This is a genomic window from Proteus sp. Marseille-Q3619 (assembly GCF_965283115.1).
Window position 1 is genome coordinate 1,736,742 of sequence record NZ_CBDIMP010000001.1, and the last position, 19,794, is coordinate 1,756,535.

Annotated in this window: 21 protein-coding genes; 6 read left to right on the top strand and 15 right to left on the bottom strand. The window is 36.0% G+C overall.

Annotated features, from left to right (window positions below):
- Positions 1–48 precede the first annotated feature (48 nt).
- The 9 genes from ACWPWK_RS07880 to yddG form a co-directional block, all read right to left on the bottom strand.
- The gene (locus tag ACWPWK_RS07880; RefSeq protein ID WP_006536328.1) at positions 49–327 is read right to left on the bottom strand and encodes a BMC domain-containing protein; all 279 of its coding nucleotides are present in this window, start codon (positions 325–327) and stop codon (positions 49–51) included.
- A gap of 14 nt (positions 328–341) precedes the next feature.
- Positions 342–626, bottom strand: coding sequence for a BMC domain-containing protein (locus tag ACWPWK_RS07885; RefSeq protein WP_006536329.1), 285 nt, complete (start codon positions 624–626; stop codon positions 342–344).
- A 20-nt stretch (positions 627–646) separates the two neighbouring features.
- Positions 647–925, bottom strand: a complete 279-nt coding sequence (locus tag ACWPWK_RS07890) for a BMC domain-containing protein (RefSeq protein WP_004249182.1) — start codon at positions 923–925, stop codon at positions 647–649.
- A gap of 663 nt (positions 926–1,588) precedes the next feature.
- Positions 1,589–2,107, bottom strand: coding sequence for a FidL-like protein (locus ACWPWK_RS07895; protein WP_006536331.1), 519 nt, complete (start codon positions 2,105–2,107; stop codon positions 1,589–1,591).
- On the bottom strand, positions 2,107–2,967 hold the full coding sequence (locus ACWPWK_RS07900; protein WP_109373224.1) for a transcriptional regulator: 861 nt from the start codon (positions 2,965–2,967) through the stop codon (positions 2,107–2,109). Before ACWPWK_RS07900 ends, ACWPWK_RS07895 begins: the two co-directional genes overlap by 1 nt.
- A 26-nt stretch (positions 2,968–2,993) precedes the next feature.
- Positions 2,994–3,581, bottom strand: a complete 588-nt coding sequence (locus ACWPWK_RS07905) for a TetR/AcrR family transcriptional regulator (protein ID WP_109373223.1) — start codon at positions 3,579–3,581, stop codon at positions 2,994–2,996.
- Positions 3,582–3,841: 260 nt separating this feature from the next.
- Entirely contained in the window at positions 3,842–4,456 is a 615-nt protein-coding gene (locus ACWPWK_RS07910; RefSeq protein WP_454208673.1) for a hypothetical protein, read from the bottom strand.
- Between the two features lie 112 nt (positions 4,457–4,568).
- Positions 4,569–5,843, bottom strand: coding sequence for a bifunctional O-acetylhomoserine aminocarboxypropyltransferase/cysteine synthase (locus tag ACWPWK_RS07915; RefSeq protein ID WP_109373221.1), 1,275 nt, complete (start codon positions 5,841–5,843; stop codon positions 4,569–4,571).
- A gap of 207 nt (positions 5,844–6,050) precedes the next feature.
- Positions 6,051–6,965, bottom strand: a complete 915-nt coding sequence (gene yddG, locus ACWPWK_RS07920) for an aromatic amino acid DMT transporter YddG (RefSeq protein WP_099660500.1) — start codon at positions 6,963–6,965, stop codon at positions 6,051–6,053.
- Positions 6,966–7,840: 875 nt separating this feature from the next.
- On the opposite strand from yddG, the gene ACWPWK_RS07925 reads away from it, so the two are divergent.
- The 6 genes from ACWPWK_RS07925 (at position 7,841) to ACWPWK_RS07950 (ending at position 13,635) form a co-directional block, all read left to right on the top strand.
- Positions 7,841–8,380 carry a fimbrial protein gene (locus ACWPWK_RS07925; RefSeq protein WP_109373220.1) on the top strand — a complete coding sequence of 180 codons (540 nt, stop codon included), beginning with the start codon at positions 7,841–7,843 and terminating at the stop codon, positions 8,378–8,380.
- Positions 8,381–8,478: 98 nt separating this feature from the next.
- Entirely contained in the window at positions 8,479–9,159 is a 681-nt protein-coding gene (locus tag ACWPWK_RS07930) for a fimbrial biogenesis chaperone (RefSeq protein WP_109373219.1), read from the top strand.
- Positions 9,160–9,195: 36 nt separating this feature from the next.
- Positions 9,196–11,715 (top strand): fimbria/pilus outer membrane usher protein, encoded by a 2,520-nt coding sequence (locus ACWPWK_RS07935; protein ID WP_109373218.1) that lies wholly within the window; start codon positions 9,196–9,198, stop codon positions 11,713–11,715.
- Positions 11,715–12,233: a fimbrial protein gene (locus tag ACWPWK_RS07940; protein ID WP_109373217.1), complete on the top strand. Its 519-nt coding sequence runs from the start codon at positions 11,715–11,717 to the stop codon at positions 12,231–12,233. Before ACWPWK_RS07935 ends, ACWPWK_RS07940 begins: the two co-directional genes overlap by 1 nt.
- Positions 12,233–13,306, top strand: coding sequence for a fimbrial protein (locus ACWPWK_RS07945; protein ID WP_160230756.1), 1,074 nt, complete (start codon positions 12,233–12,235; stop codon positions 13,304–13,306). Before ACWPWK_RS07940 ends, ACWPWK_RS07945 begins: the two co-directional genes overlap by 1 nt.
- A 26-nt stretch (positions 13,307–13,332) precedes the next feature.
- Positions 13,333–13,635, top strand: a complete 303-nt coding sequence (locus tag ACWPWK_RS07950) for a helix-turn-helix domain-containing protein (RefSeq protein WP_023583055.1) — start codon at positions 13,333–13,335, stop codon at positions 13,633–13,635.
- 149 nt (positions 13,636–13,784) lie between these two features.
- Here the strand turns inward: ACWPWK_RS07950 and potD are convergent, their stop codons facing one another.
- From potD to ACWPWK_RS07980, 6 genes are all read right to left on the bottom strand, one after another.
- Positions 13,785–14,828, bottom strand: a complete 1,044-nt coding sequence (gene potD, locus ACWPWK_RS07955; RefSeq protein WP_109373215.1) for a spermidine/putrescine ABC transporter substrate-binding protein PotD — start codon at positions 14,826–14,828, stop codon at positions 13,785–13,787.
- A 112-nt stretch (positions 14,829–14,940) separates the two neighbouring features.
- A complete protein-coding gene (potC, locus tag ACWPWK_RS07960) occupies positions 14,941–15,720 on the bottom strand; it encodes a spermidine/putrescine ABC transporter permease PotC (protein WP_036934543.1) in 780 nt (259 codons plus the stop codon).
- A complete protein-coding gene (potB, locus tag ACWPWK_RS07965) occupies positions 15,717–16,577 on the bottom strand; it encodes a spermidine/putrescine ABC transporter permease PotB (RefSeq protein WP_109373214.1) in 861 nt (286 codons plus the stop codon). The genes potC and potB overlap by 4 nt, the downstream gene beginning before the upstream one ends.
- Positions 16,561–17,676 (bottom strand): spermidine/putrescine ABC transporter ATP-binding protein PotA, encoded by a 1,116-nt coding sequence (gene potA, locus ACWPWK_RS07970; protein WP_098941766.1) that lies wholly within the window; start codon positions 17,674–17,676, stop codon positions 16,561–16,563. The genes potB and potA overlap by 17 nt, the downstream gene beginning before the upstream one ends.
- 546 nt (positions 17,677–18,222) lie before the next feature.
- Positions 18,223–19,509: a S8 family peptidase gene (locus tag ACWPWK_RS07975; RefSeq protein ID WP_109373213.1), complete on the bottom strand. Its 1,287-nt coding sequence runs from the start codon at positions 19,507–19,509 to the stop codon at positions 18,223–18,225.
- A gap of 161 nt (positions 19,510–19,670) precedes the next feature.
- Positions 19,671–19,775 carry a CbrC family protein gene (locus ACWPWK_RS07980; RefSeq protein WP_109373310.1) on the bottom strand — a complete coding sequence of 35 codons (105 nt, stop codon included), beginning with the start codon at positions 19,773–19,775 and terminating at the stop codon, positions 19,671–19,673.
- Positions 19,776–19,794 lie beyond the last annotated feature (19 nt).

Genomic DNA, 19,794 nt, shown 5'->3' on the forward strand with positions numbered 1-19,794 from the left:
AATTTAGCTGAATAACTTATTTCTTTGCTTTACAGCACGCCTGAGTAATCAGGCTTTGTGCTGTTGTGCGATTTTCTCGATATCGTTATGCGGTCTTGCAATAACACGAGAAGTCACGACGGTGCCGATACGTTTTGCCGCTTCAACACCTGACTCAACCGCTGCATTGACTGCACCGACATCGCCTTTCACCATCGCTGTCACTAAACCTGAACCGACGTTTTCATAACCAATCAGTTCAACATTGGCTGCTTTACACATTGCATCAGCAGCTTCAATGCAAGCGACAAGACCTTTGGTTTCAACTAGACCTAGTGCTTCTTTCATATTTATTTCCTTCGTTATTCAGTCACTTTGTACTGGGCAACGATTTTTTGAATATCGTTATGTGGACGAGCGATGACTAATGAAGTCACAACCGTACCAACACGTTGAGCAGCTTCTAAGCCAGATTCCACAGCGGCTTTAACGGCACCTACATCACCTTTCACCATTGCAGTTACTAAACCTGAACCCACATTTTCGTAGCCGATTAACTCAACATTTGCCGCTTTACACATCGCGTCAGCTGCTTCGATACAAGCAACCAGCCCTTGAGTTTCAATAAGTCCTAATGCATCACCCATACGTTCTCCTAAGGCAGAAACTATGCCTTGTGTTTGATAACAATCTTGTTGATGTCATTGTGAGGACGAGCAATCACGAGCGATGTAACAACTTCACCCACGCGTTGTGCTGACTCCACACCAGAATCCACTGCAGCTTTCACTGCGCCTACGTCGCCTTTCACCATCGCAGTCACGAGACCTGAACCTACATTTTCATAGCCAATAAGTTCAACGTTCGCGGCTTTACACATAGCGTCAGCGGCTTCAATACATGCCACCAGACCTTTGGTTTCGATCAGACCTAATGCATCACCCATTTTCATTTCCTCCGAGAAGCCGTTTAACGGTTTACGTTTGCCCATTGTGTCTGCGTGGTGATTTTTTAAACGCAGACGTTGGTTTCAAAATCACTATAACGCGCAAAAAAGAAAACAAAATATAAATCCATAATATGAATACATATAGAATTTAACTCTGATATTTAGCGTTATTTATGCCTCTATTTATCTTTTCATACTGTTAATTTAATTTTTTCATCGTTATAAATTTATTGAACTTTATAAAAAATAGATTAAAAAATAGGCAAATTAACTTTGTTAGAAGGATGTTGAAAAGGTGCAAAAAGGTAGTACATATCGACGGGAAAGATGTGCGGAATATCACTGATATTTGAACGTGAGATCAATAATTGAAAAAGGCTAAATCGAGTCTATATACAAATCGTGCTATTTTTTTGTCGATAACGTATTTATCAAAGTTAAACCTTTACTACGGTGTATAAAAAATAAAGATGGAGACTCTTTACTATAAATGTCATGCAGACAATCGGTTCAAATTAAGGAATAGGCAAAAGAGCTAAAATCAGGAATGTGTGAGAAAGAATATTAATTAAAGGGATGGGATATATTGAGTTTTAGATAAACAAAAAGGCGGCTATATAGAGGCCACCTTGCAAAAGTAATATCAGATAATCAGGGCAATTAATCGAATTTACTACCCGGCTTTAAGGTACAAATATAGAGTGGTGAATTGAGCGAACTTAAAAGTAATGTTTTCTCATTTAGCTTCTGGGCATTAATAAATAACCCATCATGACTGTCTGACATTTCACGCATAAAATAGTCAAAAATCACATCAGGAGATTCATCAATTGATGATGCACTAGCATCCCATTGGCTAACAAAATAGTGACGTTCAGTCGGTGAAACACGCTTAGTTGTATAATCAAATTTCACATAGCGTTGTAAATACAACCACCCTGCTTTTGAGGTGGTATAACCTTCAACGACAATTGACCCTTTACCATTGGCACCAAATGAAAAATGAATATTACCATTTACATTTTCATCTTCCATATTTTCAAAACGCATAATACCTTTGGTTGAGCAAACCATGACACCTTCGTTTTTAATGGTTAATAATCTTGTTGCTGCATAAGTGGCGACCAAGATAAAAATCAGGGCCGATAAAAAACATAAAAGTTTCCCTGAGATTTTCATTAGTATTTCCAAGAATAGTAAAAGTAATTGTCACAATAACTAAATGGATTATCTTCGTTCTTAGCGCAGTGCGCTAAAAATACTCGCCCCAACCCATTTGTTTGTAATTTATCACCATAAAAGAAAACAAATCGCTCACCTTTCGCACACTGTAAATTAAGCTTCTTTCTTACAGCGTCAAAATTGCGAACATAATTATCACTTACCGCAGAATTAATCATGGCTTCATTAGAAAGTAACTCACAATCATTATGCGTTAATGGTGTCAGTGAAATTGGCTTTGATTGATGTTGATTAAAAAAGATGATCACCGCGAGAAATACTGCACCTAATAAAAAACCGATGCTGGCTAAATACCAACAAATTTCGGGTTTCTGTGTTTTTTCGGGCGCTTCTTCTTGTGTAGACTCTAAAGGTGTTTGAGTTTGCGTTAAAGATAAAGGTGTTGTTGTTTCAACCGCTATTTGATTTTCATCTTTAACTAAAATAGGTGCTTCTTCATTTGTTTGAGTTGAAGGTAATAGCGTTGAATCATCAATCAGTTCAACTGAAATATCGGGATTAAACTCTAACCGCCCTTTCGCAATGGTAACAATGATATTTTCAATGCCATAATGGCGAAATGTTTTTCGTAATAAACTCAAATATTGGTTTAAATTACTGTTTGATGAAACTAATCCGTTATCATCCCAAACCCGTTTTAATACTTCATCACGATTAACAACTCCAGGGTGCTGAATAAAATAAAAGAGTAACGCATTTGCGGTAATAGAAAGATGTGTATCAACACTCTCTTTTTCTAACGATATCGCGCCATCCGTTGCGTCGTAATAAATTAAGGCATTTATTTTGTATTTCATTGTGCCCTCATTCATCCTGATTAAAATTACTGATTTGCTGTGTTTGCCATATAGTCAAATGTCATCTCAGATAATCTTTCAACTAATGCGCTACGCTCTTCTTGTGAAATCGTAGGACCTTCAGTTAATTCAGATAACCAAAGACCATCTGCGGCATAACGAATTAATGTCCCTAAATAACTATTATCTAATTTATCGCCTTTGGCTAAATGTTCTAACATCCAATCACGCCAGCATTTACGCATAATAGGCTCGTTTGGCATGGCTAAAGACAATATAGCTAATTGGCGACTTTCGTCTGACTGTTTTAAATCAGAAATATAAGTTAAATATGCGCGAGAAAAACGCCCCGCTTCAATAGGATCATTTTCCATAATAACTGCAATGCGACTATCCATAATGCCTAATAGACGCTTAAAGACTGCATGCACCAATTCTAGTTTTCCAGGGAAATGATGAAGTAATCCACCTTTACTTACACCCGCTTCTTTTGCGACGGCATTTAAAGATAGAGACGCTATTCCTTCATTAGCCACAATAATGCTTGCCGCTTCCAATAATTGTTCTTGAACTCGGATAGGATCTTTTTTTCGGTGATGCGCAGTTGTATTCATGCATAGGATGATACCGACCAGTCGGTATGTTCCTTATTGATCGAAATCAATCCCTTTTAGACTCGTACTTATTATATGTAAATAATGCAGTTGACTTCACATTCCTTTATTTATTTAACTAAATTATTATTGAAAATATAAAATAAAACAGTAAAGATTGATTAAAATAATATAACGAAAAAATGAGATTTAATTGGGTATTGATTATTATCAATAAATCCGATCAATTAGAAATAATAATATATTTTTTATCAATTTTATCACTTGGTAAAAATAGAAATAAACTTATCCAAATTATTGTTTAATTTCTCTCCGATTTTATTGATCATTTTTTTAGCCGATTTTTTTTCATCACCAAAAGTGTCATAAATATTATTTTCTATTTCTTCATCATTTTTTTCATATTGAAATAAAGTTTCATATTGGTTTATTTGGTTATCATCAATATTTAAAGCTGTATCTTCAATTTTTTTATATGGTTCTATTTCTTCGTATAGATGGATTTCTTCGTATAGATGATCATTACAAGTTTCCATCGTCTCTCTATTAAGTGACTCGTATTCTCCTGTGTTAGCGTCTAAATTCCTATATGGTTTACTATAGGCATAGTCGTAATCTATATTGAGGCTATCAAACGGTTGTGCATAGTCACTCTCCTGATTATGAATACAGATTATATTCTTATCGATTAATATATTATTTTTATTTGAAACACGCGTATTAGCAAAGGTAATATGATTATTATTCACATCACATTTTTCATCACGATTTTTAGATAAAAAATTAAATTTATTTTCTAACTCAATATCTTTAGGTATTTCTGGTAATGGACGATTTACATTAGGATTTCCATTACGTTGAATTAATGTTGCCATATACATTCCCTTATATAATAAACACGTATTTTTATCTTTATCAAAATCAAAAAATATAAAAAAACCTCCTTAACATAAAGGAGGTTAGCAATTGATAAATTAATGATTTAAATTAAATACTGGCTTTTAATGCTTGTTCTAAATCTTCTAAAATATCGTCAATATGCTCAATACCAATAGATAAACGAATTAAATCTCGTGAAACACCTGCTCGTTCTAATTCTTCATCATTTAATTGGCGATGTGTCGTTGATGCTGGGTGACAAGCTAATGACTTTGCATCACCAATATTCACAAGACGTACAATTAATTGTAACGCGTCGATAAATTTAGCACCCGATTCTGCCCCCCCTTTAATACCAAAAGAGAGAATACCCGCAGGTTTACCCGACATATAACGTACCGCTAAATCATGCTCTGGGTGATCACTTAAACCCGCATATTTAACCCATACAATTTGAGGATGATTTTGCAGATATTCTGCCACTTTTTGCGCATTTTCAGTATGTCTGTCCATACGTAGCGCCAGCGTTTCTAACCCTTGTAGAATTAAAAAAGCATTAAATGGCGACAGTGCAGCACCTGTTCCACGCAAAGGTGCAACACGACATCTTGCTATATAAGCAGCGGCACCAAAATGCTCAACATAATTTACCCCGTGATAAGAAACATCGGGTGTATTTAATATTTCAAAACGATCTTTATGCTCAGCCCAAGGGAATTTACCAGAATCAACAACAATGCCGCCAATCGAATTACCGTGACCACCAATATATTTAGTTAAAGAGTGAATAATAATATCCGCGCCATGTTCAAAAGGACGGCATAAATAAGGTGTTGCAACGGTATTATCAACAATCAAAGGCACACCGTGACGATGAGCAACATCAGCCAATGCTTGAATATCGACAATATTTCCGCTTGGATTTGTGATGGTTTCACAAAATACTGCTTTTGTTTTGTCGTCAATTAACGCTTCAAGAGCAGCAATATCATCATGAGGAGCAAAACGCGCTTCAATACCAATACGAGGAAATGTGTGCGCCATTAAGTTATAGGTACCGCCATAAAGCTTCGCGACAGAAACTATATTGTCACCCACTTGTGCAATAGTTTGAATTGCATAAGTAATAGCAGCCATACCCGATGCTACAGCAACTGCCGCGATCCCACCTTCTAATGCTGCAACACGTTTTTCTAATACATCATTGGTTGGATTCATTATACGGGTATAGATATTGCCGGGTACTTTTAAGTCAAAAAGATCCGCACCATGCTGCGTATCATCAAATGCATAAGACGTCGTTTGGTAAATAGGCACAGCAACAGCTTTTGTGGTTGGATCAGGTGAATAACCGGCGTGAACAGAAAGTGTCTCAAGTTTCATAGCAATCCCTTTTTATTGCATTTGTTCTTATCGTATTACTTAGATACTAAATCGAAGTAGGATCTTTTAGTCTATAACTAATATAGATAAGCTGATATTTCACCTATCGCATAGTGAAATAATTTCAACTTCGATTAATTAACTGGAAGACGAAATTCACTTCTCAATAAATACGCAATTTGGTTTATATTGAAGCTAATTTTCGTGCTATTTAGCCATTTTAAGTGGTTTTATCGTTTTTTGACGAGTTGCTAACCAGCAAATTAAAGAGCCACCAGTCACCATCATTACGCCTTGCCAAAATGAGAAAGAGAGTGCGGTAGACAATAATATTGATGAGAATGCAGTAGAAATAACGGGAGTAAAATAAGAGAGTGTGGCTAATAAGGTCACATTTCCTCTGATCATGCCGATTGTCCAAGCCGCATTTGCAAGCCCAATAGCCGCACCCGTTATTAATAGTAGCGTGATACTTTTTGTATTCACGATCCACTCTACTGGTGCTGAAAATAGGTATTGCCCCCACAATGCAAGTGATGTTAATAAAAAGAAAGGTACAATGCCGTTATTCCCGCCAGACATAAGGCGAGTTAAATTGCTATAAAACGCCCATAGAATGGCACCTGAAAACGCCAATATATAGCTTAATGGATTGCTTTGAATATTCTTCCATAAACCGTCAATTGTCAGCGGATTATCGCCACTCACAACCCAGACTAATCCACTAAATGCACATAATAATCCGACAATCAGTAAAATAGAGAATCGCTGCTTATTAAGTATTACGGCAAGCGCTAGTGTAAAACTAGGCCATAAATAATTCACCATTCCTAGCTCTATGGCTTGTGTTCTGTCTGTTGCAAATCCCAAAGCTAAAGATAAACAGACTTCATAAGTAACAAATAATAACCCTCCCCAGAAAAGATAGCGTTTAGGAAAGCGTGATAACTTAGGTACACCTAAAATCAAAATAAGAAAGAGTGTACCTGTGGTATAAATCAGTGCGGCACCCCCTACAGCACCAAAATACTCACTAATATTACGAATTAAGCCAACAATGGTGCTCCAAAGTAGAATGGCAACAATGCCATATAATGTCCCTTTTGATGAGCTAGATATCATTTTTTTGCCTTCGGGTTCAAGATCCTGTCATTAAAGCCGATATTAAAACAGAATCAATGTAATTGCTTTAATTACTATCATGCAAAAAATGAAAAACGAATAGGCAAAAATAAAAATGAAATCTTGAGTAATGAAACATTTTGTTACAATTTATATTAAAAATAAAATATATTGATCCACTCCCCTTGGTTGTAAAAAAAGAGAGAAGAATTATGAATCGCAAAATTATGACATCTAATTTCAAAAAAAAATGAATTAATATTACTTCTATTTTTTTTATAAAAAACAAATTTAAATCTTTTATTTCTGTAAAAAAACATTCTATTTCGTTTCTTTTCCCCTCAATACGTGTAAATTTTTGTTTCACCATGTGAATATTTTTATCATAAAATATATATTATGAAACATAATGTTATACGTATAAACACCTCATCCATTTTGGATGATCATTATTTGACCGCAAAAAACACAATAAATATCAATCAGATAAATTCAAAATTAACATACATTATATAAACTTATGTATTTTTCTATTTGTTAACATTAATTTTCACCTATAGTTAACAGATTATCAGTAGTTTTTAACTATCAAATCCCTCAAAAATGATCGTTTTAAACGATTTCTATAATTTTTCTAGCCCATCTATAATTTTCGTAAATTTGACTTAAGTGCAATATGCATTTTATTCCTGTTTAATTAAATTTTGATCTATCTACTCTTATTTTAATAAGTGTATTAATAATTCTATTTACGCTTCTCAAACCTATTTTAATCACTGTTTCTTCATTTATATAGAAATGATAAGCAGAGTTAAATATAGCTTATTTTATTAAGCTAAAAACAAAGATATATATTGAAAATATAGGAACAATGAATGAAAAAGTTATTATTATCTGCAATTATTACTTCAACAATGGCAGTCATGGCTGCACCTGCACTAGCAGCAACTACCACCACTGTAAATGGCGGTTCTGTTAACTTCGAAGGTTCTGTTGTTAATGCAGCTTGTGGTGTTGATAGTAGCTCATCAAACCAAACTGTTCGCTTAGGTCAATTCCGTGTTGCTGAATTTGCAGCGAAAGGTGATGAAACAGGCCGTATTCCTTTTAGTATCAAATTAAATAATTGTGATACTACAGTATCAACTAATGCTGCAATTACCTTCAACGGTACGGCTTCTAGTGGTGATGCAAATGCGTTTGCATTACAAGGTGCTGATGCGGCAGAAAATATTGCCTTAAAAATCACTGATTCTACTAGTGCAATTGTTGCGCCAAACCAAGCTTCTACAACTCAAAAACTAATTGATGGTGAAAACCAATTAAATTATAACGCCTCCCTTATTTCGACTGAAGATGCGGTTAAGGCAGGTAGCGCAAACGTTACCACAAACTTTATGGTGACTTACTCTTAATTGCTTTATGACTTTTGATTGATGTCTTATTGCCAAGGACGGCATATTTTTCTATCAAAATATTATTGCGATATCTTCATTACTTGATAATTTTTATTATGAAAAAGACACTTATTTTCCTTATTACGTTTTTATTTCCGTTATTTTCTTATTCTAATGGCGTTTCATTAGGTGCAACACGTATTGTTTATAATTCCAATATTAAACAAACGAATCTTGTAGTAACGAATTCAGATAAAGGAAATAGTTTTTTAATTCAATCTTGGGTTTCAGATATCGAAGGAAATAAAACAGCTGACTTTATTGTTACACCTCCTTTATATATTCTTGATGCTAATAAAGAAAATGCATTAAGAATTATGTATGTCGGTAAATCATTACCAAAAGATAAAGAAAGTTTATTTTGGATGAATGTAAAAGTTATACCTTCATTACAAGAAGGGCTTGATAAAGAAAATACCATGCAAATTGCAATACAAAGTCGAATTAAATTATTTTATCGCCCAAGTATTTTACCAGCTTATAGTGAAAAATTTGCTAATGAAATTAAGTTTTCTTATCAAAATGGTGAGCTTATTGCTACTAATCCAACACCTTATTATATTACGATGGTGAATCTAGCCGCGGCTGGTAGTCAACTTCCATCAAGTATCATGCTCAATCCTTTATCCCAATTAACATTGGGAAAAATAAATAAAAATGAAAATACAATTTCATTCCAAACAATTAATGATTACGGCGCACAGACCCCAGTATTAAAAAAAGAAATTACTCATTAATAATTACATCTGCTTTTAGCTTGTTGGTTAAAAATCATGGTTAATAAAAATACAGTTTGTTTTCTTTTTTCTGGCATCATCACGATTTCATTAATATTGCCATTTCCTTCATATAGTGCAAACCGATTTAATCCTGCATTTTTATCTGATTCACCTGAAGCAGTCACTGATTTAAGCTATTTTGAAGCAGGAAACAGTATTAAACCCGGTGATTACCCTCTGGATATTATTTTTAATAATGAATATCTACGAAATGAAAGCATTCATTTTATTAGCAATAATAAAAATGTGATCCCTTGTTTAAATAAAGCTTTTTTACAGTCACTAGGGATTAACATTAAGTTAATTACTGATTTTGATTTAAAATCAGAAAAAGAATGTATTGATATTTCGAATTCTATTCCTGATACCAGCGTTAATTATGATATTGAAAAACAAGCATTAAAAATTCAAGTACCTCAAGCCGCATTAAATCTCCAAGCACGAGGTTATATTCCACCGGAAAAATGGGATAACGGAATTACCGCAGGTTTATTAAATTACAGTTTTAGTGGTGCCAATAACTGGGGAAATTCTCATAATAATAGCTATTACCTTAATCTACGTAGCGGGATCAATATTGGCGCTTGGCGATTGAGAGATTATTCCACATGGAATTCATCAAATGGAAAGCATCAATGGGATCACATCAATACCTATCTTCAACGAAATATTGTGTCATTAAGAAGTCAGTTAAAAGTTGGCGATAGTTATACCTCATCAACATTATTCGACAGCGTTAATTTCCGAGGTGTTTCTTTAGAAAGTGATGACACCATGTTGCCAGATAGCCAACGAGGATTTGCACCCGTTGTAAGAGGTATTGCAAGTGGCAATGCCAAAGTTGTTATTCGACAAAATGGCTATGTTATTTATCAGACTTTTGTCTCTCCTGGTGCATTTGAAATTCGCGATCTTTATCCCACTTCAAATAGTGGTGATTTATATGTCTCGGTTGAAGAGAACGATGGAAGTAAGCACGACTATATTGTGCCTTATTCTGCTGTGCCTATTTTACAACGAGAAGGTCAAAAAAAGTTTGTTATTCAAGCGGGTGAAGTTCGCCAAGATAACCAAAATAAAAAGCCTCGCTTTATCCAAGGTCATCTTATTTATGGTCTGCCTTATGACAGCACCGCTTACGGTGGTGCATTAATTACCTCTGATTATCAATCTTATGCACTAGGTGTAGGTCGGAATATGGGAACTTTAGGTGCATTCTCAACGGATATCACCTTTGCCCATAGTAAATTACCTGATAATTCTACTTCTGAAGGGTATTCCCTGCGCTTTCTCTATGCCAAATCATTAAACCAATTTGGAACAAATTTTCAATTATTAGGATATCGCTATTCCACTTCGGGTTTTTATACGCTAGATGAAACACTTAATACTCGAATGTCAGGCTATCTCTATGAAAATAATAAAGAAGAACCATTACGCTATTTTAATTTATACAATAGAAAAAAAGGCAGTCTTCAAGTGAATTTATCACAGCAACTTGGAGATTATGGTTCTGTTTTTATGACAACCAATTGGCAAAATTATTGGGAAACTAATGAAAAAAATGTTCTGTTTCAAGCTGGTTATAACGGCAATGTAAAAGGCCTCTCTTACAATATTATTTATGGATACAACCGCATGATGAATAGCGGTCAGCGCGATCAAACGCTCTCTTTGGGTATTTCGATTCCATTGCAATTATTAATGCCTTCAAGCTATCAATCCGTAAATAGCGCTTATCTCACTTATAACTATAGTCATACTGATAATGGTTATTCAGCACATAATGCCGGTGTAGCAGGCACATTATTTGAAGATAACACGCTCAATTACAGTGTTCAGCAAGGATATAGCAACCAAGGCGGAAGTTATACGGGTAACGCGGCATTAGGCTATCAAAGTCGCTATGGCAACCTTAACGTGGGCTATAACTATAATAAAGAGGCTCAACAACTGAATTATAGCGTTGCTGGAGGGATGTTACTTCACAGCGAAGGTTTAACATTAAGCCAGCCTTTAAGCTCAAATGCCATTCTCGTTGATGCTCGCAAAACCGCAGATGTTCCTATCGATAATGCAACAGGTATTTATACCGACTGGCGTGGATTTGCCGTTATTCCTTACGCAACCGCTTATCGCCAAAATAAAGTCGCGCTTGATACCACAGCACTTCCTGATAATGTCGAAATTGAACAGAATATTCAGCAAGTTATTCCGACCCAAGGCGCTGTTATCAAAGTCAATTTTGATGCTAAAACAGGATATCGTCTACTCCTAACACTGCAACGACAAGGGCGCCCACTTCCTTTTGGTGCCATAGCATCTGACAAGCAAAATCATCTCTCTGGCATTATTGGCGATGATGGCTTGCTTTACCTTTCTGGTGTACCTGAATCAGGTGTATTAGATATTCGTTGGGGAAATCGTGCGTCTGAGCAGTGCCAAGTAAATTATAAATTACCAGAAAATCAACATGATGAACCTTTTGTAAAAATGACACAGGAGTGCCAATAATGCATAAACTCACGCTTATTTTGGCTCTATCACTCCTTTTTATGACTAAAGGATATGCCTATGACACCTTAGTGCAAATTCATGCACGAGTGACAGGCAACACCTGTACCGTTGAGACAAACTCAGAAAATATTACAGTGAAACTTGGCGACATTGCGACGAAAGACTTTACATCAACGGCGATGAGCCAACAACGAACACCTGTTATTCCTTTTAGTATTAAATTAGTGGACTGTCAGCCAGAGGCTAGTGCGGTGAAAGTCAGTTTTAACGGTACGGGTGATCTCTCTGATAATACATTACTGGCGATTAATGATAATGGCGCAAAAGGTGTCGCTATTTCAATTATGGATAAAAATAGAACATCAATCGCAGTTAATGATAAAAGCCAATCTTATCCCCTGTTACCTAATCAAGATAATACCCTGCAATTTTACGCTCGCTATGTCGCCACTCAGGTACCAGTCAGTGCAGGACAAGCCAATGCAACCACCACATTTTTATTGGAGTACCAATAATGAAACGTATTTTATTCCCCCTTACATTACTGGTTTCCCTTGTTTTTCTTCCCACAGAAATGGCATGGGCGGTGGCAGATCCTCTTGTAGTTTCACCGCCTCCAATGAATTTTGATGGCGCTGCGGATGGCACACCCGCAGGCACTCCCATTACCTCAACATGGATAGGTGAAACTTCCGTTCATAATGGCTTTAAATGTGAAAATAAGTTCTTACAAAAATGTTGGGTAGAAACACTGTATGCCAATGCGTTAGGCTCAAAAATTAGTGGTATTTACTATTACGAAGGGGGAAATCGTTATCCAGTTTATTCACTGCCTGGAGTCAAAGGCATTGGCTATGCTTTCGGCCTAAAAGATAACAATGACAGTGTTTCTTATGTACCAATTGATGTTAATAATGGTTCTGGTGCAACCATCATTTATCCAGCAGCAGGCTCTACTGTTAACCATAATGTTGACCGCGTTTCGTTAAAAGGCAAAGTGGTGTTTGTTGTCACAGATGAACACTTAGAAACGGGTATTTATAATATTCCTTATACCGTTATCGCCAATACTTGGTCTGAATATGGTGGTGCACATAAAGGTAATAACACCTCTCTCGTTGCTATTAATCCAGTGACAATCACCATTAAAGCCAGAGGTTGTACGATCAATACGAAAAATCTCACCTATGAATTAGGCGATATCTCAATGCGAGATATGGCAACCATTGGTTCAACGTCAAAAACACAAAGTAAGCCCATTTCTGTCACTTGTGATACCAACGTTCACCTATATGCCAGCATGACCGATCAATCTACCTATTCTAATAATACAGATGTACTCACACTAACATCAGACTCTGATGCTTCGGGTATTGGGATACAGTTTCTTTTTAATGATAATCCAACCCCCGTCGTTTATGGGCCTGATATCAGCGCGACTGGACAACCTAATCAACGTTTACTTCATATAACAACTTCTAATAACGAAAACTACACATTAAACCTGTCAACTCGCTATATCACGACTGGAACACTAAAACCTGGTAAAGCAAACGGGTTAGCCAGTCTGACTTTTTCTTATCAATAATGATTTGAATTTTTAAGGCTGATTAAATGATTGATAACAGCAAAACCATTAATTTTCGTATAGGGCAACGAATACGTCATTTACGAAAGAAATTAAAATACTCAGGAACCCTTTTTGCTCAAGAGTTAGGAATAAGCCAACAACAACTTTCTCGTTATGAACGGGGAACAAATAGGATAAGTATTGAATTTATTTATCTGATTTCTGAAAAATTTGATGTTCATATTAGTTATTTTCTACAGAGCAATTATTTAATTAATATTGAACAACAACGCAAAACGCAAGAAAAAAACAGTCGACTTGTTGCTGAATGTTGTATAAAAAAATAATACAAGTCACGCTTATTTTCTTTAATTATCTTTGGCTTACACAACCTCTCTCATTTATTTTTATTATTAACTTAATGGAAACCTTATGCCTTTTTCGACATAAAAAAAGCCACCTTTATAAAGGTGGCTTTTTAGCAAATAAGATGCGATTAGCGTCCCGCTTTTAATTTTTGATAATAGCTTTCATACAACACTGTCGCATCACCCACATCATTTTGCCATTCGCCTTTATTGATAATCTCTTCTGTTGGATAAAGAGAATTATCTTTAGTGATCACATTTGGCAGTAGCTTTTGTGCGGCGAGATTAGGTGTTGGGTAACCAATGTTTTCAGCCACTTTTGCTGCAATTTCAGGGCGTAATAAGAAGTCGATAAGTTTATGAGCACCTTCGACATTTTTGGCATTAGCAGGAATAGCTAAGCTATCCATCCAGAAAATACCCCCCTCTTTTGGCCACACCATTTCAATAGGTGCACCAGCTTCGCGAGCAATAAATGCAGAGCCATTCCAAATCATCCCTAAATTGACTTCCCCTTGCATATAAGGGTTAGCAGGATTATCTGAATTAAAGGCCAATACGTTTGGCATCAGCTTTTGTAGCTCTTTATAGGCTTCTTCAATCTCTTTAGGATCGGTTGTATTCCCCGAATAGCCTAATTTTAATAATGCCATTTGGAAAACTTCACGGGCATCATCGGTTAATAACAGGCTATCTTTATATTCAGGTTTCCATAAATCTGCCCATGAAGTAATGCTACTCACATCAACTTCATCGCTATTAATACCAATAGCGGTCGCACCCCAAATGTAAGGAATGGAGTAATCGTTTTCTGGATCAAATGATTTATGTAAGAGGCTAGGATCGAGATTATCAAAATTGGTTAATTTTGATTTATCGATTTTTTGTAGCATACCTTCATGACTCATTTTAGAAATAAAATAAGTAGAAGGAACCACCAAGTCATAAGCACCTTCTTTATAGGTCTTTAACTTGGTATACATGCTTTCATTGGATTCATAGGTGGAATAAATCACCTTAATCCCAGTTTCTTTCGTAAACTGTTCAAGCAGACCAGGCGGCACATACTCCGTCCAGTTGTAGAAATATAATGTCTTACCATCATCAGCCGATGCTGTGCCGATACTTAATGCCATTACGCTGGCAGCAAGTACTGAGGACCACTTTTTCATTTATGTTTCCTTCAGTGGTTGATGCGTTAATATCAAATAGGCAGCGAGCCTACCTCCAACAGATTGGTCTTCAAGACCCCAAAAAGTACGAGAAACTCGCACTAATGCATGTTTACGCTTTGCCAGTTCTGTCTCTTAAAATCAACTGACTAATTAATACTAATACTAAAGATAGACCTAAAAGGATGGTTGCAAGCGCATTCACTTCTGGCGAAACGCCCACTTTTACCATTGAGTAAATTTTCAGTGGTAAAATTTCATAGCTTGGCCCTGTCACAAAAGAGGAAACGACAACGTCATCCATAGATAACGTAAAGCTTAATAACCAACCTGAAGCTACTGCTGGCATTGCCAGAGGCATAATGATTTTACGTAAAATAGTAAATTCACCTGCCCCTAAATCTTTAGCAGCTTCCAGCATTTTTACATCAAACCCACTTAATCGTGAATACACAGTCACCACAACAAAAGGCAGGCAAAATGTAATATGTGAAAATAGAAGCGACCAAAATCCTAATGAAACACCTAGGATCATAAACAGTACAAGTAACGAAATCGCCATCACAATATCCGGCGACATCATGACAACAAACAACATACCACCGACAAATTTTTTGCCACGAAAACGGTAGCGATAAAGTGCAACCGCCGCTAATGAGCCGATTAATGTGGCGAATGTCGCAGAGGTGACCGCCATTGTTAATGAATGTCCTGCCGCTTGAAGCAGACTGTCATTATTAAATAAAATGGCGTACCAATCTGTGGTAAAGCCTTTCCAGTTGATCCCGAAACGTGATGAGTTAAAAGAGTTAACTATCAGAATGATGATCGGGATATAAAGATACGCGTAAATAATGGACATAAATCCACCACGCAATAACCGTCCTATCATTCTATTTCTACCTTCTTATGCAGTAGCTTCACGGCTCGGTAATACACAAACAGCATTAATCCCATCACCAATGTTAAACAAATACTTGTGGCTGCACCGAAAGGCCAGTCACGAATATTTAAGAATTGGCTCTTAATTACGTTACCAATTAATAAGTTTTTCGCGCCACCCATTAAATCAGCAACAAAGAATAAGCCCATCGCAGGTAACATCACGAGTAAACAACCCGCAATAATGCCCGGCATTGTTAATGGAATAATAATACGAATAAAGGTTTGAAATTTATTAGCACCTAAATCGCGCGCTGCTTCTAAACAAGGTTTATCTAACTTTTCAATGCTGGAATATAACGGTAATACCATGAAAGGTAATAAAATATAAACCAGCCCCAGCACAACGGCTTCTGGGGTATAAATAATTCTGAGTGGCTTATCAATAAGTCCAATCCACAACAGGAATTCGTTAAAATAACCTTTCGTACTTAGGAATATTTTTAATCCATAAATACGAATAAGCGAGTTTGTCCAAAAAGGTACAATCAATAAAAACAACATTAATGGCTGTATTTTCTTAGGCATTTTTGCGAGGAAATAAGCAAAAGGATAACCTAATAATAAACAAGCTAATGTTGCGACTACCGCCATATTAATAGAATGCAGTAACACTTCTGCATACATCGGATCAAATAAGCGATAGTAGTTATCGAGTGTAAAGACCATCTCGACAAGGTTGGCATCATTACGCGTTAAAAAACTGGTCGCAATGATCATGATATTCGGCAAGAAGACGAACAGCATCAACCAACCCACAACACCAGTAATAACGATGTTTTGAAATAGTTTACGTGTTTTCTTCATCTGCCAGTACGACCTCCCAGCTTTCAACCCAAGTTACTGCAATTTTTTGGTCTAACGAATGATCAACATCTGGATCATCTTCATTAAAGAATTCACTGACCATCACCACCTTGCCATTTTCCATTTCAACAACAGAATCTAGCGTCATGCCTTTATAGTTACGTTCACGAACATAACCAATTAGCCCAGGAAGGTTTTCAAGATCGTGAATTTCTTCAACACGGAGATCTTCAGGTCGAAGTAATACTTTGAGTTGCTGATTTTGTGTCACCGGTAATGTGGTATAAATATCACATTCATGACCTTCAACATCAGCACGAATACGTGTTTCATCAATACGATGGAGCACACGCGCATCAAAGATATTAATTTCACCTATAAATTGCGCAACAAACAGATTTGTTGGCTCTTCATAAATTTCACGCGGAGTACCATCTTGCTCAATACGCCCTTCACGCATCACCACGATCCGGTCTGACATGGTCAGCGCCTCTTCTTGGTCATGAGTCACGAAAATAAAGGTGATCCCTAATTTACGTTGTAAGGCTTTTAATTCATTTTGCATCTGCTTACGTAATTTGTAATCCAGTGCAGATAATGATTCATCAAGCAATAAGACCTTTGGTTTATTCACAACAGCGCGCGCAATCGCAACACGTTGTTGTTGTCCACCAGAAAGGTGTGCTGGGCGACGTTGTGCGAAATCTTCAAGTTGCACCATACGCAATGCTTCTTCAACGCGAATATTAATCTCATCAGCAGGTGTTTTCTGCATGCGAAGACCAAATGCGACGTTTTCAAAAACAGTCATATGTGGGAAAAGCGCGTAACTTTGAAAAACCGTATTTACAAAACGTTGTTCCGCTGGGATATCCGTAATATCTTGTCCATCAAGGATAATTTGCCCATCGTCAACGTCTTCTAAACCCGCAATTAAACGCAAAACCGTCGTCTTACCACAGCCCGAAGGACCGAGGATGGTTAAAAACTCGCCATGGTTGATAGTGAGATCGAGGCGGGAAATAATTTGTTTTCCGTCGAAACCTTTACTTAAGGATTTTAATTCGACAACTGGTGTCAGAGATGTTTTCTCAGTCATTTAAGGTAATACTCTATCCCGAAGAATAATGCAGATAGAACCGCCACTGGAAAAGACTGTGTGAGCTGCCGGAGCATTATGCTCCACAGAAGCCCAAAACCAGCGACGCCGTATGTATAGTACAAGCGGAAAATGATAAACGCAGTGACGTGAAATTGAAAGCAAAAAGGTGCATAAACAATGAAAAACTATTCATATTTAAGTTTTTCATCATAAACCATGCCCTTTAGGGTTTAGGCTAAAAACACAATAAAATCATAATGCTATTAATTTATATAAATCGTAAAAATCGATTAAGTTTATAATTAAATAAATTTTCTCTTAGAAGTTGTCTAATCGCCTTATTTTCCTATAAAAACTTATTAGCTCGTTTATTTGCAACGCAATTTTATGGTCGTTGTTTATACAAGAAAAGTTTATTAAATTACACTTCTTTTTATATTCTCATCTTATTATGATGATAAAAACTTTATATATCATATAGATGAAATTTAAATAACACCTCCTAATATTTAGGAGGTGTTAAGGGAATTAATACTATTGTGCTTAATGACGTTTTATTAATTTTTTTAAATACAAAATTGCGTTATTCGCATTCGGTAAAGGACCAATTTTGTCATTTAACAGTGGAAAAGTGCCTGTTCTAATTAATAAGTCACGCATTTGTATCGGCGTTAACACACTGTTTGTACGGTCTTTATACCAAGATTGGATCACAGCAGCGGCTCCCGCAACTAAAGCACTGGCTGACGATGTTCCACTAAAATTAGCGGTATAAGTATGGTTATCATCACTTCGAAACAGATCACCATAACCCGCTGTTGCAACATCCTCTCCCCACGCTTGTACATGAATAGGTGAACCATGCGTTGAGAAAGGTAATCGATTTAATGTATAAGGCGAACCTGCACCAACACGTATTGAGTTATTATCATGGCGTTGTCGGTAACTTTCATAAGCAGGTAAATCCAGATCTACGCCCCCATTACCTGCTGCCATAATCACAATGATCCCAGCATCTGTTAATGCGCGAGTCGCTTCCCAAATATGCATTTCATAATCCGCAGGTACATAAGCTTGATGTTCACAAATTGTCTGCATTTCATATAAAACAATATCACCAGCATGTAATATGCGTTTACTCGCAATAATCGCATCAATACGCCCACAAGTTAATTCAGAGATGGCATAAAACATATCTAATTTATAAGCGAGTCCAGTGATCCCTTTACCATCATTTTTTCCCATTATTAATCCCGCAACCGCTGTACCATGATCTGCCTGACTGGTTTTTTCATTAAATGGTAATAACGACGTAATATTATCCGTTGATAAATCATGATGAGAAAGATTGAAATCCCACTCAATATCAGCGACTTGTATTCCTTGCCCATATGCTTCTTGCTTCCATGCCTCACAAATTCCTAACCCTTTAATTTTATTAATATTCACTGTTTTTTCTGGCGTATTTAAGTATTGCTGATATTGAGTAAAATCAGGCGTAATATTAGGAGGTTCAATAGGTTGTATCGGTACCGTTTGTACATATTCAATATCAGGGTGTTGTTGTAATATTTTAATCACTTCATCTAAAGAATAATGATTATTCTCTGGTAAATTAAGGTAATAATATTTATTTAGATCATTAAAGTTTATTGAAATAGAATCAATATAATTTTTGGGTGGTAATTGATGAACAGATGATATTATCGGAACTAAAGGCATATTAGTTAAAAGGGAATGATGCATTTCATGGGAAGTAGAAAATGACAGTTTTTTATTATCATAATCAAGATTATTTAATTTTATAAGGATCTTTCTTTTAATGTTCATATTCAATGCTCCTCTTTTTATTTTTTCGCTTTATAGCGTAAAACCTTGAGCAGTGACTATTTCCATTTTTAATAGAGATAATATAAATAGGCTATTTTATAAAAATAAATATCAAGCCTATGTTCTAAAAAATAGACTTAATATTATTTGAATGATGTTCATTAACTAAAATCAATATATAGGCGTAGCTTTCCACAACAATCACATATAACGGTATCATCTGTGATAAAAGCTCCTGTTTTTATCGGTTCAGGATGATATTTAATTTAAAATAAGGCAATGCTC

Coding starts and splice junctions, on each gene's coding strand:
- ACWPWK_RS07880 (WP_006536328.1), bottom strand. CDS start 327: ATGAAAGAAGCACTAGGTCTAGTTGAAACCAAAGGTCTTGTCGCTTGC.
- ACWPWK_RS07885 (WP_006536329.1), bottom strand. CDS start 626: ATGGGTGATGCATTAGGACTTATTGAAACTCAAGGGCTGGTTGCTTGT.
- ACWPWK_RS07890 (WP_004249182.1), bottom strand. CDS start 925: ATGGGTGATGCATTAGGTCTGATCGAAACCAAAGGTCTGGTGGCATGT.
- ACWPWK_RS07895 (WP_006536331.1), bottom strand. CDS start 2,107: ATGAAAATCTCAGGGAAACTTTTATGTTTTTTATCGGCCCTGATTTTT.
- ACWPWK_RS07900 (WP_109373224.1), bottom strand. CDS start 2,967: ATGAAATACAAAATAAATGCCTTAATTTATTACGACGCAACGGATGGC.
- ACWPWK_RS07905 (WP_109373223.1), bottom strand. CDS start 3,581: ATGAATACAACTGCGCATCACCGAAAAAAAGATCCTATCCGAGTTCAA.
- ACWPWK_RS07910 (WP_454208673.1), bottom strand. CDS start 4,456: ATGGCAACATTAATTCAACGTAATGGAAATCCTAATGTAAATCGTCCA.
- ACWPWK_RS07915 (WP_109373221.1), bottom strand. CDS start 5,843: ATGAAACTTGAGACACTTTCTGTTCACGCCGGTTATTCACCTGATCCA.
- yddG (WP_099660500.1), bottom strand. CDS start 6,965: ATGATATCTAGCTCATCAAAAGGGACATTATATGGCATTGTTGCCATT.
- ACWPWK_RS07925 (WP_109373220.1), top strand. CDS start 7,841: ATGAAAAAGTTATTATTATCTGCAATTATTACTTCAACAATGGCAGTC.
- ACWPWK_RS07930 (WP_109373219.1), top strand. CDS start 8,479: ATGAAAAAGACACTTATTTTCCTTATTACGTTTTTATTTCCGTTATTT.
- ACWPWK_RS07935 (WP_109373218.1), top strand. CDS start 9,196: ATGGTTAATAAAAATACAGTTTGTTTTCTTTTTTCTGGCATCATCACG.
- ACWPWK_RS07940 (WP_109373217.1), top strand. CDS start 11,715: ATGCATAAACTCACGCTTATTTTGGCTCTATCACTCCTTTTTATGACT.
- ACWPWK_RS07945 (WP_160230756.1), top strand. CDS start 12,233: ATGAAACGTATTTTATTCCCCCTTACATTACTGGTTTCCCTTGTTTTT.
- ACWPWK_RS07950 (WP_023583055.1), top strand. CDS start 13,333: ATGATTGATAACAGCAAAACCATTAATTTTCGTATAGGGCAACGAATA.
- potD (WP_109373215.1), bottom strand. CDS start 14,828: ATGAAAAAGTGGTCCTCAGTACTTGCTGCCAGCGTAATGGCATTAAGT.
- potC (WP_036934543.1), bottom strand. CDS start 15,720: ATGATAGGACGGTTATTGCGTGGTGGATTTATGTCCATTATTTACGCG.
- potB (WP_109373214.1), bottom strand. CDS start 16,577: ATGAAGAAAACACGTAAACTATTTCAAAACATCGTTATTACTGGTGTT.
- potA (WP_098941766.1), bottom strand. CDS start 17,676: ATGACTGAGAAAACATCTCTGACACCAGTTGTCGAATTAAAATCCTTA.
- ACWPWK_RS07975 (WP_109373213.1), bottom strand. CDS start 19,509: ATGAACATTAAAAGAAAGATCCTTATAAAATTAAATAATCTTGATTAT.